The sequence below is a fragment of the Flavobacterium sp. genome, assembly GCF_036515215.1.
GTDB lineage: Bacteria > Bacteroidota > Bacteroidia > Flavobacteriales > Flavobacteriaceae > Flavobacterium.
The window spans coordinates 1-13,157 of the sequence record NZ_DATBVQ010000043.1; the positions used below are offsets into that span (position 1 = coordinate 1).

General features: G+C 37.2%; 14 protein-coding genes and 1 pseudogene. 8 read left to right on the top strand and 7 right to left on the bottom strand.

Annotated features, from left to right (window positions below):
• Window positions 1-419: pseudogene (locus VIH09_RS03165) on the top strand (polyphosphate kinase 2 family protein); the annotation flags it as partial.
• Between the two features lie 98 nt (window positions 420-517).
• On the opposite strand, the gene VIH09_RS03170 reads toward VIH09_RS03165, so the two are convergent.
• Window positions 518-1,069 (bottom strand): hypothetical protein, encoded by a 552-nt coding sequence (locus tag VIH09_RS03170; RefSeq protein WP_331577794.1) that lies wholly within the window; start codon window positions 1,067-1,069, stop codon window positions 518-520.
• A gap of 225 nt (window positions 1,070-1,294) precedes the next feature.
• Between VIH09_RS03170 and VIH09_RS03175 the strand changes: the two genes are divergently transcribed.
• From VIH09_RS03175 to VIH09_RS03185, 3 genes are all read left to right on the top strand, one after another.
• On the top strand, window positions 1,295-2,677 hold the full coding sequence (locus VIH09_RS03175; protein ID WP_331577796.1) for an MATE family efflux transporter: 1,383 nt from the start codon (window positions 1,295-1,297) through the stop codon (window positions 2,675-2,677).
• A 74-nt stretch (window positions 2,678-2,751) separates the two neighbouring features.
• Window positions 2,752-3,660, top strand: coding sequence for a prohibitin family protein (locus VIH09_RS03180; protein ID WP_331577798.1), 909 nt, complete (start codon window positions 2,752-2,754; stop codon window positions 3,658-3,660).
• 86 nt (window positions 3,661-3,746) lie between these two features.
• Complete coding sequence (locus VIH09_RS03185) at window positions 3,747-3,977, top strand: hypothetical protein (RefSeq protein ID WP_091431075.1); 231 nt, start codon at window positions 3,747-3,749, stop codon at window positions 3,975-3,977.
• Between the two features lie 3 nt (window positions 3,978-3,980).
• On the opposite strand, the gene meaB is transcribed toward VIH09_RS03185, so the two are convergent.
• Window positions 3,981-5,066, bottom strand: coding sequence for a methylmalonyl Co-A mutase-associated GTPase MeaB (meaB, locus tag VIH09_RS03190; protein ID WP_331577802.1), 1,086 nt, complete (start codon window positions 5,064-5,066; stop codon window positions 3,981-3,983).
• Between the two features lie 184 nt (window positions 5,067-5,250).
• Here meaB and VIH09_RS03195 point away from each other — a divergent pair, with 184 nt between their 5' ends.
• From VIH09_RS03195 to VIH09_RS03210, 4 genes are all read left to right on the top strand, one after another.
• Window positions 5,251-6,162, top strand: a complete 912-nt coding sequence (locus VIH09_RS03195; protein ID WP_331577804.1) for an AEC family transporter — start codon at window positions 5,251-5,253, stop codon at window positions 6,160-6,162.
• A 139-nt stretch (window positions 6,163-6,301) separates the two neighbouring features.
• Window positions 6,302-6,940, top strand: a complete 639-nt coding sequence (locus VIH09_RS03200; RefSeq protein WP_331577806.1) for a peroxiredoxin — start codon at window positions 6,302-6,304, stop codon at window positions 6,938-6,940.
• Between the two features lie 480 nt (window positions 6,941-7,420).
• Window positions 7,421-7,777, top strand: a complete 357-nt coding sequence (locus tag VIH09_RS03205; RefSeq protein ID WP_331577808.1) for a cytochrome c oxidase assembly factor Coa1 family protein — start codon at window positions 7,421-7,423, stop codon at window positions 7,775-7,777.
• A 150-nt stretch (window positions 7,778-7,927) separates the two neighbouring features.
• Window positions 7,928-8,437 (top strand): GNAT family N-acetyltransferase, encoded by a 510-nt coding sequence (locus VIH09_RS03210; RefSeq protein WP_331577810.1) that lies wholly within the window; start codon window positions 7,928-7,930, stop codon window positions 8,435-8,437.
• 593 nt (window positions 8,438-9,030) lie between these two features.
• Here the strand turns inward: VIH09_RS03210 and VIH09_RS03215 are convergent.
• From VIH09_RS03215 to VIH09_RS03235, 5 genes are all read right to left on the bottom strand, one after another.
• Entirely contained in the window at window positions 9,031-9,915 is an 885-nt protein-coding gene (locus tag VIH09_RS03215) for a DMT family transporter (RefSeq protein ID WP_331577812.1), read from the bottom strand.
• Window positions 9,916-9,940: 25 nt separating this feature from the next.
• Window positions 9,941-10,522 (bottom strand): GDP-mannose pyrophosphatase NudK, encoded by a 582-nt coding sequence (gene nudK / locus VIH09_RS03220; protein ID WP_331577814.1) that lies wholly within the window; start codon window positions 10,520-10,522, stop codon window positions 9,941-9,943.
• Window positions 10,523-10,621: 99 nt separating this feature from the next.
• A complete protein-coding gene (locus VIH09_RS03225) occupies window positions 10,622-11,893 on the bottom strand; it encodes an adenylosuccinate synthase (protein ID WP_331577816.1) in 1,272 nt (423 codons plus the stop codon).
• Window positions 11,894-11,963: 70 nt separating this feature from the next.
• On the bottom strand, window positions 11,964-12,437 hold the full coding sequence (locus VIH09_RS03230; RefSeq protein ID WP_331577818.1) for a transcriptional repressor: 474 nt from the start codon (window positions 12,435-12,437) through the stop codon (window positions 11,964-11,966).
• 126 nt (window positions 12,438-12,563) lie between these two features.
• A partial coding sequence (locus VIH09_RS03235) for an ACT domain-containing protein (protein WP_331577820.1) occupies window positions 12,564-13,157 on the bottom strand: 594 nt, incomplete at its 5' end.

Consider the following 13,157-nt stretch of genomic DNA (forward strand, 5'->3'; position numbering starts at 1 on the left):
AATTTTGGGAAAATCGCATGGAGCAAATAAGGAATTTCGAGAAACACATTACCCAAAACGGAATCATAGTTCTTAAATTTTTCCTTCACATGAGCAAGGAAGAGCAAAGAGAACGATTGTTGCGAAGACTGGAAGAGGAGAAACACAATTGGAAATTCTCAACCGGGGATTTAAAGGAAAGGTTGCGTTGGGACGATTATATGCATTATTACGAAGAAGCTATTAATAAAACATCGACTGAATATGCTCCTTGGTACGTGATTCCGGGAGATGATAAGGAGATGAGCCGTTATATTGTCGCTAAAATTATCTGGGAAGAAATGCAGAAACATACCGATATTAAGCTGCCTGAATTAGATGAAGATATAAAATCCAATATTGAAATCTATAAAGATGTGTTGAAGAAGGAAAGGAAGTGACTTGGCGGTTTCTTCTTTAACAGGGATTTTAGATTTTAAAAAAACAAAAAAAAATGCTCTGAAACTCAGAGCATTTTTTTTACTAATTCAATATGTTTTTATAGGTCGAACCCGTAAGCCAAACGTACACCAACTTGTCCTAGACCTTTTCCTACAGTTCCGTTACTGTTCATTTTCGGGAAATCAGAATAGTGCTCGTAACGCAATGAAACGTCAATGTATTTAGATGCATAACCGATACTAGGAGCCAAAAGCAATGAAGTTTGGTTGTAACCGTTAGTTACTGCAAATGCAGCACCGGCTTCTCCCATCACATAAAATTCATCATTCCAAACGAACGCTTTAAAACCGGCTTTTGCAGGAATGAATCCTAGATCACTTCCGTCAGCTTCGCTTACGAATAAGTTAGAAAATCCAGTTGTAAGAGTTAGAGAGTATCTTTTTGTTAAATCATATTGTAATCTTGCATCTGCTCCCAAGGCTAATTTGTAAGGGTCTTGAGTAGCATATCCTGCGTTAACACCAAATCCCAATTTGAAACCTTGGTCATAATTTTTTGCCGGAGCTGCATCTTGAGCTTGTATGTTATTTGCAAACATCATTGAGACTGCAACTATTGATAACATTTTAATTTTTTTCGTAAGTGTCATAATTTATTTTTTTTTGTTAAATGCCATCTTATTTAATTTTATTTTTGTGATGATGACGGGTGCAAATTTATATCGGATGCACATCTTAAATGTTATAGAATTATTTGATTTTGTTATATAATATTGGAAAATGAAAAATTACCCTAAAAAAGGGGCATATATTAAATCAATATTACAGGAGCATTAAAATGCTTCTAATTATATTTGCCACTTAAAAGACAAGAATTGGATTTATCTGCCTACACAAAAGAGTTTTCGTATAATTTAAGATTGGCCTACCCCATAATTTTGGGAATGTTGGGGCATACCGTTGTTGGGATTGTAGACAATATAATGGTGGGTAAATTAGGCCCGACCGAGTTGGCGGCCGTTTCTTTAGGGAATAGCTTTGTTTTTATAGCGATGTCTTTAGGGATTGGGTTTTCGACGGCAATTACGCCATTGGCAGCACAAGCTGACGGAAAAAAAAGCATTGAGGAGGGACGAAGTGCCTTCCATCACGGACTGTATTTGTGCACCATTTTAGGAGTAATCCTTTTCGGGGTGATTTTTTTTTCAAAGCCATTGATTGGTTTGATGGGACAACCTGACAACGTGGTTGAGCTAGCCAAACCGTATTTAGACATTGTTGCTTTTTCGTTGATTCCGTTGATAATTTTCCAAGGATACAAGCAATTCGCGGACGGAATGAGTGAGACCAAATATTCCATGTGGGCAACCATTTTAGGGAACGTCGTAAATGTAGTTTTGAATTACTTATTGATTTACGGTATTTGGTTTTTTCCTAAGCTGGGGATTGTAGGAGCGGGGGTAGGGACGATAGCGTCACGGTTTGTGATGCTTGGGTATATGCATTATATGATGCAAAAAAAGGAAAAATTTCATCCCTTTTTCGAGAAGTTTGCTCTGAAAAGCATCAAAAGAAAGGTTAACGTAGAAATTATTCGACTCGGGGCGCCGTCTGCGATGCAAATGTTTTTTGAGGTAGGTTTGTTCACCGGAGCGATATGGCTTTCGGGCCTTTTGGGAATAATGAATCAGGCGGCGAATCAGATCGCATTGAGTTTGGCCACTTTTACGTTTATGTTCGCGATGGGTTTGAGTGTAGCGGCCACCATTCGAGTAGGGAATCAAAAAGGCTTGGCCGATTACAAGCAACTTCGCATTGTCGCCTTTTCCATATTTTTATTGGCGATCATGCTGGAATCTTTTTTCGCCCTTATATTTGTACTTTTCCACATACAACTGCCCGCTTTGTTTGTTGACATGAAAAATGTAGAAGATTTAGCCGTTAATACGGAAGTGATAACCATTGCGGCGCAATTATTATTGGTAGCGGCGGTTTTTCAAATTTCAGACGGGATCCAGGTAGTTGTCCTGGGCGCGTTAAGAGGCTTGCAAGACGTTAAAATCCCAATGTACATCACTTTTGTTGCCTATTGGGTGGTCGGGTTTCCAATATCCATTTATTTAGGTCTTTATACAGAATTGAAGGGGATGGGGATTTGGATAGGACTTCTGGCAGGATTATCAACTGCCGCTTTATTTTTGTATATTCGTTTTGTGAGTTTGACAAAAAGGCTGATTTTAGAAGAGGCCAAAAAATAAAGTTATTCTCACATTGTAACTTCTAATCTGTTTTTGTGTCTAATTGGCACATAAAACATTCTAAATCAAAATACATGATATTACTTATCGTTCTTGGGATAATCTTATTGGTTATGAGCTTTACTTTGAAACATGACCAAAACCCATTCTCTAAATTTGCCAGTTTAGCGCGAATTATAGGAATTTTATTGATTCTTTTGGGTGTTTTTTCTTCTGCATTCAAACAAATAGATGCCGGTAAGGTGGGGGTGAAATCGTTGTACGGAAATGTAGAGTCGGATGTATTGGATCCGGGTTTACACATAATCAACCCTCTTCTGGAGGTAACCGATTTTGATGTCCAAACCCAAAATTATACCATGTCCGCGGCCCAGACCGAAGGCGCCCAACAGGGAGATGATGCCATCCGGGTGCTGTCAAATGACGGTCTTGAAGTGGTGATTGACTTGACGGTATTGTATCGTGTATCAGCTGAAGATGCTCCAACGATTTTCAAACAAATAGGTGTGAACTATATCGATAAAATAGTTCGCCCCGTTACAAGAACGCGTATCCGTGACAACGCTGTTTATTATGACGCTGTCGCTTTATATTCAACCAAAAGGAATGAGTTTCAGGAGAGGATATTTAAAAGTATAGAAGCCGATTTTAAGACTAGAGGCTTAGTGCTTGAGCAATTGTTGATTAGAAACATCAACCTTCCGTCCTCTGTTAAAAAGACGATCGAGAGTAAAATTAATGCCGAACAAGACGCCCAAAAGATGATTTTTGTTCTGCAGAAAGAAAAACAGGAAGCCGAACGTAAAAGAGTGGAGGCGCAAGGTATTGCCGATTACCAAAAGATAATTTCAACGGGACTGACGGACAAGCAATTGCAATACGAAACGATTAAGGCGCAAAAGGAATTAGCCGCATCGCCCAATACCAAAATTATTTTCATGAACGGTAAAGGTGGCGCTCCAATAATTCTTTCGGATAAATAGATTTTTTGAAACTTTATTCGGTTATTTGTCTATTCGTTAAGTCGATAATCAAATGATACAATAAAAACATTAAATATAAATTAAACATGGAATTACCAAAGTTTTTGCTAGGTGACAATACTGATTTTCCGGAGGATATTTTCATCATACATTTGGACTACCCAAGATTCATAATAAATCTTAAAGATGATGAGGTGGAGTTTATGGAAGAAGCGGAAGATCTGGACGAAGGAGAGCTAAATGCTGAAATGGAAGGTTTAGTCGAGCAAGCCAATGCTTTTTACGACAAAGAAATGGAGCGTTACGAGAAGGAGTAATGTTTACTTAAAATATTTATTTAACAATAATTGAGCGGCTGCAAATGGTGAAATTTCATCGTTTTGCACCGCTTTTTTGGTTGAATCCAGTAATTCTTGGATATCTGGATGGTTGTAAAAATGCAGTTTTATTTGTTCATTGATAGTTTCCATCAACCAATATTCATTTTGCTCGGAGCGTTTTTTATAGAAATAGTCGTTGCCTTTTGTAAGTTCCAAAAACTTTTCGATTGTTTCCCAAACCTCGGAAATCCCATTTTGATTAATGGCGCTGCAGGTTGCTGTCGTTGGCGTCCAGCCTGATTTTTTAGCCGGAAAAAGATGCAATGCCCTGTTGAATTCGCTTTTTGCCAGTTTGGCCTTTCTGATATTGTCGCCATCCGCTTTGTTGATGACAATCGCATCCGCCATTTCCATAATGCCGCGTTTGATTCCCTGCAATTCATCTCCTGCTCCCGCAATTTTCAACAAGAGAAAGAAATCCACCATGCTGTGAACGGCAGTTTCGCTTTGGCCCACACCAACGGTTTCAATAATTATCGTGTCAAAACCACAGGCTTCGCAGAGGCTGATCGATTCCCTGGTTTTTCTGGCCACGCCGCCCAATGTTTCACCGGAAGCCGACGGACGGATAAAGGCGTTTTTGTCCTTCACCAGTTCTTCCATACGGGTTTTGTCGCCCAGGATGCTTCCATGAGAAATCGTGCTACTGGGGTCAACAGCCAAAACGGCCACTTTTTTCCCCAGTCCTGTTAAGTGTTTGCCAAAAGCTTCTATAAAAGTGCTTTTTCCCACTCCGGGCACACCGGTTATTCCTATTCTAGCGGATTTATTGGCATGCGGTAAACAGGCGTTTATCACTTCGTTGGCTTTTGTCAAATGATTTGGATTGGTGCTTTCGATTAAGGTAATGGCGCGGCTTAAGGCCGTTATATTGCCCGATAAAATACCGTTAACCAATTCTTCGGAAGAGGGTTGGACTTTCCTGAATTTCTGAATATTTTTCACTGCCGAAGGGCTGAATATTTCGGGTGGTTCAATACCCGCTTTTTCTTTAAGTGCAGAATATTTTCTTTTGTCTTTTTCCAAAGTTCAAATCATTTTTAGTAAAATTAGCACTTAAACATGAATTATCGGGATTAATTCGTCTTTTATGGACATAAATTATCAGGGTCGCAGAAGTAAACGGAGCTTTGAAATTAAGGTTTTTATTCAAGAGAATTTTATTTATGCTGTATGATACTACAAAATTAGTGGATATATTTGTTTCGTTATGATCAACTTCATCCTTATTTTTATTTATCTGTTTCTGGGACTATTACTGCAGCATGTAAAATGGTTTCCTACCACCAGCTATAAGCTGCTCAACAAAATCGTCATTTACATCTGTCTTCCGGCTTTGGCGCTCTATTATATACCGAAGATTCATTGGGATAATCGATTGTTGTTTCCAATCGGGGTGGCATGGATAGCATTTGTTTTTTCGTTTGTGTTTTTTCGGTTTTTGGGAAAGAGATTCAACTGGTCCAAAAAGCTCACCGGCTGTTTGATTTTAACCGCGGGTCTGGGAAACACCTCCTTTTTGGGATTTCCGATAATACAGGCCTTGTACGGGGCCGAGGGGATGAAAACGGCTATATTGGTGGACCAGCCTGGCACATTTGTCGTGCTTTCGACGCTGGGAATTCTTGTGGCGACTTTGTATTCCAGAGGCGATCAGAATGGTGGGCAAATTTTAAAAAAAATTCTTATTTTTCCACCATTTGTCACTTTCATATTAGCTTGTTTGTTGAATGTGTTTGGTTTTGATTTTCAGGATTGGATTCAATTTGTTTTGCAGAAGGTTGGAAGCGGGGTAACGCCGTTGGCTTTGGTTTCAGTAGGCTTGCAACTGCGTTTTGAGAGTCGCAGCCAACACTGGAAATTTTTGGGTCTCGGGCTTTTTTTTAAATTAATGATGACTCCTGCCATTATCTATTTGTTGTACGTAGTTGTCCTGAAGCAGAATTCCGAAATGATTGATGTGGCTATTATGGAATCGGCGATGGCGCCAATGATTACGGCAAGTATTTTGGCGACCACTCATGGCCTAAAACCACGGTTGAGCAGCATGATGATTGGTTTTGGGATTCCACTTTCTTTCGTCACACTGGCTTTCTGGTATTTTATTTTGCATTTTATTTGAACTAAAGCGGCTTTTTTGGAGCTTGTCGTCGTATTCAAATACAAGTTCTTGTAGCTCTATTTTGGTTTTATTTATGATGTTGACGGCCCCTCTTATGATTTTTTTTGATTAAATTTAAGTAAATTAAAAAAGAGGAATCATGGCAACACTACGATTAGGGGATATAGCTCCGGATTTTGAAGCTGAAACAACTATAGGTAAAATACGTTTTCATGAGTGGTTAGGGGATTCTTGGGGAGTTTTGTTTTCCCATCCCGCGGATTTCACTCCTGTTTGCACGACCGAACTAGGGACGGTTGCTAATTATTACAAAGAATTTTTAAAGAGAAATACGAAGGTCATCGCGTTGAGCGTTGACGGTCTGGAGTCGCACTTTAAATGGATAAAAGACATCAATGAAACCCAAAACACGACGGTTAATTTTCCGATTATTGCTGACGAAGACATGAAAATTGCCGAGTTGTATGATATGATTCATCCAAAGGCGGATGACAAATTTACCGTTCGGTCGGTTTTTGTTATTGCACCCGATAAAAAGATAAAACTGATGTTGACCTATCCTGCCTCAACCGGAAGGAACTTTGATGAAATCCTTCGTGTTATTGATAGTCTGCAATTAACGTCAGAATACAGCGTGGCGACTCCTGCAAACTGGAAGGAGGGAGATGATGTAGTGATATCCACATCGATTCCAGATCATGAGATTCCGGCAAAATTCCCGAAAGGATACCAACAAATTAAGCCCTACCTGCGAATGACGCCCCAGCCGAATAAATAGGGAGTATAATAAGAGTTACAAAGGGAACTCAACAGCAGTTGAGTTTCCTTTTTTTATGGAATTGTTTTATAGGAGCAGAAGGATTTCTTTTCAAAACTGCTTTTGGTCCTGCAGTTCATTACAATCCTCGCCCTTTTGCAAAAGCGCGGGATTTACATTACCATCAGGGCTATTGAGAACGTTTTTGTTTCTATAATACCGTAACAATTTTTGTAAAGAATTAGTTATATATTTGAAGGTATACAAAGCGAAACTTAGTATATACACCCAAAAAAGAATAGATTGGCGAAGTTTTATTTCGCCTAAATACTAGTTGGTGGATAATTTGAACCAAAATTTCGCAGAAAAATAATTGAAGAACAAATTAAAATACAAATATGGGTAATGAATTAGTAGTTGAGAAAAGTTGGTGGAAAAAAAATTGGAAATGGTTTTTACCAACCTTAACACTAATTTTTTTTCCTTTTATTTTGGTTAATTTTGAGTTTAAGCATTGACGGAAATGTAACTGATATTGCTAAAGCATATTCTGAAAATTCACTTTATGAAAAAGCAATTGAAAAAGCTAAAACTAATCAAAGAGTTCTTGAAGTTATTGGAGAAATAGAACCAATTGATAAATTAGCAATTTTAGAAGGAAATGCAATATATTCAAACAACAATAATTCAGTTGAGTTATCATTAAGAGTAAAGGGAAGAAAAGGAAAAGGGAAAATGGATATTTCAGCTCACAAAAATGGAACTGAATGGAAATATAAAAATATAAGTATAAGAATTAAAGAGCCGAAAGAAGAAATCCAAATTTTAAAAGATACAATAGAGGCTAAAAAACAGTGAATATTCAAAAAAATAAACATGGTAATTTAGTCTTAAAAACAAAACCTTCTAATTTCCGCACTCTTGTGCATCGTGTAGCTACGAAACGTTGGCGGTGATTGTACCGCTTCGTAATCAAATCAAATAATCCGAAATTGCAAGAAAAAAATCATGATCAATATTCATAACACAACTGTTGATGATTTAGACTTTATTTATCAGCTTTTTGATGAAGCGATACTTTATCAAAAGAAAAAGGGTTTTCCTATTTGGAATGGATATGACAAAAATGTATTAAAAGCTGACGCCAAAAACAAACTTCAATACAAAATTACTGAAGACGACACAATTTTATACGTTTTTAGTATTTGTTTCTATGACCCAATTATTTGGCGTGAAAAAGAGAAAGAAGACGCTATTTATTTACATAGAATTGTGGTTAATCCAAAATATAAAGGACAAAAACAATTTGAAAAAATTCTTTCTTGGGCGAAAGGATTTGCAAAAGGGAAAAACTTAAGATACATAAGAATGGATACTTGGGGTGATAATCATAGTATTTTGAATTACTATCAAAGTTATGGTTTTAAGTTCATTGAAAACTATACAACACCTACAACAGAAAACTTGCCAATTCAACATAGAAATCTATATTTGGCATTACTTGAATACTGTATTTAAAAGAAAAAGCAACGAACCGCCAACAGCTACTACAACGGATTTGGGCAATTGGCTAAATGGAAAGTTGGTTTTGCATTTGGGAGATTTGGCAAAGCCGAAAATAGAGCTTAATTTAGTCCCAAACCCGCTGTAGTAGTGGAACGTTGGCAGTAATGATACACAAGATTAGCAGAAAATGAGAAAATTAATTATACTTATTTCAATTACTATTTTTAGTTGTTCTCAGAAAAGGAATGAAATTGACAGAATTGAAATTATGTCTTATTACTACAACCTACACGATAGTCAAACAGAATTTAAAACGGAACCTGTTACTTGCTCTATCATTGACGAAAATGGTAATGTCGAAACAATTCAAAAAACTCCTTTTCCCCGACCGCTCAGATATGCGCGGACATTGGCGCAGAATTGCATTCTGTGCACACAAAGAGCATCGACAATCAAAAATCTGGAAAGTAAAAAGTTCAATTGGCGCTTGTTTCACCTAACTACCTCCGGCTCGTCTGCGACGAGTATCTACTTAAATATCAAGAAAAATCGTAGCGTTTGTAACCCAGCTACCGGAAATGAACTGTTTTTCTAAAATCTAAAATTCAAGTTTTTTTATTGGTCAGCAATAGACCGGTAATAATAATTCCCATGCTTATTATTTGGGTCAGAACAATGGTTTGGTTTAAAAAAAAGTAGGCCGATATCCCGCTAAAGACTGGTATTAGGTAATAGATTAACGCCGTTTTACCGGTCCCAATTAGACGAATTGCTTCATTCCACAAATAGTATGAAATCAGGGATGCAAATATGCCAACATAGGTTGTGGCGTAAATTGTTGAGGAGTCAAAAACAACTTGATTATAGTATAGGTGCTCCCAAATATAAAATGGCAGCAGCATAATCGTTCCTATAGTAAAGAGGGCAAACAAAAACACATTAGATGCAATTTCTTTGGGTTTTAGTCGGACTAAAATGGTGTAGCAAGCAAAGAAAAAGCAAGCCAAAAGCATTAATAAATCGCCGATAGTGAAATTTATTTCGAGCAACGATTTTATGGAACCTTTGGTTATTAGAACCAAAACACCACTAATAATTGTAGCGATCCCTAAAATTTTGATAACAGAGACTTTTTCTTTAAATACAATCCGTGATATACCAACAATAAATATGGGAATTGAAATAGCTATCAAAGATAAATTGACCGCCGAAGTGGTTTTACCCGCGAAGTAAATTAATGTGTTGAAAATGGTTATTCCTAATATGGCCGTTATTATAAGATAACCTTTGTTTTGGAGCAAAATGGATTTGTTTTTTAGAGTACTTTTTATTGCAAAAGGAGCTAAGACTACAGAGGCAATTGTCCATCTCCAAAAAGCCAATCCTACAGGCGGAATATGGCCTTTTATGCCGCTTGCAATCACAAAATTCACCGACCAAAGCAAGGTAGCGCAAGATGCGGATAAAATACCTTTTGTCTGGTTATTCATATTCCTAAATTCTAAAAAGATAGTTTTAAATGAGCTTGTTAATTTTAGCATGCTGCAATAAGATGATCGTCTTAGCATCTTTAATTTGTCCGGATTCAATCATCGCATAAGCTTCGTCATAGGACATTTCCATGACATCGATATTTTCCTCCTCATGCTCAACACCCCCACCGTCATTTACCTTCATCGAATCGTCATATTGTCCGACAAATAAATACAAAATTTCGGTTACGGCACCTGGAGACATATAGGTTTCCATGACTTTATGAACCTTATTTAGGCGGTATCCCGTTTCTTCTTCGGTTTCTCTTATGATGCATTGTTCCGGATTGTCCTGATCCAAAAGCCCCGCGCAAACCTCAATCATCATCCCCGTTTTGTTTCCGTTGAGATAAGTTGGTAATCGAAATTGACGGGTCAGAATCACCGTTTTCTTTTCTGTGTTGTAAAGCAGTATCGCGGCTCCGTTTCCGCGATCATAGACTTCTCTTTTTTGGGTAACCCAGGAATCGTCTTTTTTTTGATAATCAAAAGTAACTTTGTTCAAAACGTACCAATTGTCAGATAGCAATTCGGTTTTTTTTATTTCTATTTTAGGATCCTTCATTGGTGTTTAATTGTAAGCTGAAGTTTTATTCTTATGGATTTTTGAAATGGACTGGGATAAAATAAAAAACGTCCCGATTCATCGGGACGTTAGTTAATCTTATTTAAGGATGGTTTGCTTTCTATCTGGCCCTACAGAAACTATTTTAATAGGAACTTCCACTTCTTGTTCGATATACTCGATATATTGTTTTAATTCAATCGGTAATTCATCGTATGTTGTCATACCGGTCAAATCTGCCTTCCAACCTTTGAATTCTTTGTAGACTGGAGTTACATTTTCCGGTTCGATATTGTAAGGGAAATGAGCGATTTTCTCTCCTTTGTAATTGTAGTCGGTACACACTTTCAAAGTTTCGAATCCAGAAAGGACATCGCCTTTCATCATCATCAATTGCGTCACGCCGTTTACTTGTATAGCATATTTTAATGCCACTAAGTCTAACCAACCACAACGTCTTTGTCTTCCGGTTACGGATCCAAATTCATTTCCTACGCGTGCCATTGTAGTACCATCTTCGTCAAAGAGTTCAGTTGGGAATGGTCCGCTACCTACACGGGTTACGTATGCTTTAAAAATTCCGTATACTTCTTTGATTTTATTCGGAGCAATTCCCAATCCTGTACAGGCACCTGCTGCGGTAGTATTAGAAGACGTCACAAATGGGTAGGTTCCAAAATCAACATCAAGCAATGAACCTTGAGCGCCTTCACATAATATCGATTTTCCGGCTTTTTGTGCTTGGTGCAAATATTCTTCGCTATCAATAAAATCTAACTTTTTCAACTCTTCGATAGATTCAAAAAATTCTTTTTCAAGTTCTTCTAGATTATATTGAATGTTTACGTCATAAAACGCAATCATCGCTTCATGCTTGTCAGCCAAAGCTCTATATCTTTCTTTGAAATCTTCCAGTTCGATATCTCCCACACGAATTCCGTTTCTACCTGTTTTGTCCATGTAAGTTGGTCCAATACCTTTAAGTGTAGAGCCAATTTTTGCCTTACCTTTTGACGCTTCAGAAGCAGCATCCAATAAACGATGTGTTGGTAAAATTAAATGCGCTTTTCTTGAAATGATTAATTTACTCTTGATGTCTAAATTAAATTTTTCAAGCCCTTCGATTTCTTTTTGAAAAACTACAGGGTCTATAACCACCCCATTTCCAATAATATTTACGGCTGTTTTGTGAAAAATCCCGGAAGGAATGGTTCTAAGTACGTGTTTTATTCCGTCAAATTCCAACGTGTGTCCTGCATTTGGACCCCCTTGAAAACGAGCAATAATATCATAATTTGAAGTAAGTACATCAACGATTTTTCCTTTTCCTTCATCTCCCCATTGTAATCCTAGTAATAAATCTACGGCCATTCTGTTTATTGTTTGTAGTTAATTTTTTTATTAGATGAACACCATTCGGTTGTTCGTGTTATTTTATTTGCTAAATATCGGAATCTGCTTTCGGAACCTTCTTAACTCCGTAAAAATATAAGGAGTGATTGGTTATTTCGATATCAAATATTTCTTCGATTGTACTTTTGATTGTTTGTATCCTTGGATCGCAAAACTCGATTACCTCCCCAGTATCGGTCATGATAATGTGATCGTGTTGCTTGTCGAAATAGGATTTTTCGTAATGTGCTTGGTTTTGACCAAACTGATGTTTACGCACCAAAGCACAGTCCAGTAATAATTCTATGGTGTTGTATAGTGTAGCTCTACTGACACGGTAGTTTTTGTTTTTCATTTTGATATATAGATTTTCAATATCAAAATGTTCCTCGCTTTCATAAATTTCCTGAAGAATAGAGTAACGTTCAGGAGTTTTTCGATGCCCTTTTTTTTCAAGATACATTGTAAAAACATTTTTTACAATTTCTTGGTTTTTGTTGTTATCTGTGGAAATGAGTGTCATATCTGGCAAAGATAATAAAATTTATTAGCCACTTGACTCCCAAGGAGGGAATAAAAGGTGGATTAAATATTTTTTTGATTAAATAATTTTGTTTTACATCAACTATTGCCTTCGCGGAGTCATGCGCTAATTTTTGTAAATCCGTGTCACTTTATCGACTCCATCAATTTTTTTAATATTATCGATCAGTTTTTTCAAAATAGTGATATTTTGGACAATTACTACAACCTGACCCTTAAAAAGACCCGCTTCACCATTTAACGAAATACTTTGGATGTTTACATGCATGTTATTCGAAATGACCTTCGTCAGCTCGTTTGTAAGTCCTAAAGTATCCATACCGGTAATATTAAGAATAGCTTTAAATTCTTGTTGTGACGAATCGATCCATTTGGCCTGCATTATTCGATATGCATAATTGGACTGCATAGCAATGGCATTCGGACAGTCTTTTTTATGGACTTTAATACCTTCGTTGATAGTGACAAAACCAAAAACGGGATCCCCTGGAATGGGATTGCAACAAGCGGATAATTTATAATCCAATTTATCCTGTTCCTTGCCAAATACCAGCATGTCGTAATTGCTGCTCAACACTTGTTTGTGGATATCGACATCAGCTGTTTGACCGCTGCGTTTGATTTTGCTTTTAAAGAAATTCATCAAAGTATTGCTTTTCTGGGCAGCAAAATCTTTTAGCTGTTGATTTTCAATCGAACC